Here is a 1,210-nt window from a genome sequence, read left to right on the forward strand (position 1 = left end):
GCGATAACGCTGCATCTTGTTTACCTTGCCGTGCCGATTGATCAGTGAGCTATGGCAGTGCGGGCATTCAGGGTTTTCAACCATCCGCTCCTCAAGCTCTGTTATCAACTGTGAGACGCTATCAGTGCCTTTCAGCAGCTTCTCAACATAACGGGTTTGACTATCTGTTAAGTGTTCTAACTCGGCTATAAGCTTTGTAAATTGTGCTGGGAGCATGATCAATCCTTAACGACTGTATTCATATACAGTATAGCAACAATTTAGCAGAACATAGCCTTTTCGATACTTGATGGATAAAAAGTGGGAGCGTAAAGCACCGTGGGTTTATCTGGCGACAGGCCTAATTCACGCAAGCAAATAGAAGCTGGGGTGCCATCGAATAAAGGATCGAGCTTAGCGTAGCCGGTGTCCACAAAGCCGGATTCCGGAAACTTCTCCTGCAACCGCTGTAATCGTTGCTGACCTTCCACAAAGCGCACATCAAACGGGAATTCGGATGCCGTGTAGTAAATGGCTTTAGGGCCAATGCCATGTAAAACCAGCGCCAGGCGCGCCTGAATCTTCGCTTTCTCGCTCTTGCAAAATTGCGGAGGATTACCGAAGAAAATCCAGTCGGCTTTATTTTGCTGGTAAAAAAGGTGAGCGTTTTTGGGCGAGTCCAGGAAATGATAAGCCATTCCCGCTTTGTCGAGCTCGCTTCTCTTGAGCTCGTCAAAACCTTCTTCGGGATACAGAACGAAGATACATTCGACACCCGCGTTAGTTAATTTTTCGGCTACCGGCAGGTATTGAGGCAGGTAATACAGATGTTGTGTATCGAAATAAACGCGAACCAACGAATGACTCCCCAGAAGCATGACTTATTTATAATTATTGCGACAAATGAGTGAAAATTTAAGATATTTGTCATTATTCATTCATCATAACGACAATTCGCTGTAATGGCTACTTTGCTAAGGAAATGCCACTTTTGCTGTGTATTGAGACGGTGGATGAGTAGTAAGACTGTTTTGAGGTCCCGGATAAGCCCTTCGGACTTTCCGGGACGACGGGAATTTGAACCTGTCATCCCGGAAGTTTCGGAGAAACTATCCGGGATCTCCTCGCTATTCCTGTGTGTTGAGATGGTAGATGAGTAGTCAGCCTATTATGGAGGTCCCGGACAAGCCCTTCGGACTTTCCGGGACGACGGGAATTTGAACCTGTCATC

The 1,210-nt window shown here is 46.4% G+C and carries 2 protein-coding genes; both read right to left on the reverse strand.

Features of this window, described 5'->3' with window-relative positions; all coding sequences use genetic code 11:
• Positions 1–216, reverse strand: a 216-nt coding sequence (locus C6Y40_RS24080; RefSeq protein WP_420836917.1) for a transposase-like zinc-binding domain-containing protein, incomplete at its 3' end; no start/stop codon positions are given.
• Between the two features lie 44 nt (positions 217–260).
• Positions 261–836: a hypothetical protein gene (locus tag C6Y40_RS24085; RefSeq protein WP_105936928.1), complete on the reverse strand. Its 576-nt coding sequence runs from the start codon at positions 834–836 to the stop codon at positions 261–263.
• Positions 837–1,210 lie beyond the last annotated feature (374 nt).

The sequence above is a fragment of the Marisediminitalea alba genome, assembly GCF_002993365.1.
GTDB classification, from domain to species: Bacteria; Pseudomonadota; Gammaproteobacteria; order Enterobacterales; family Alteromonadaceae; genus Alteromonas; species Alteromonas alba.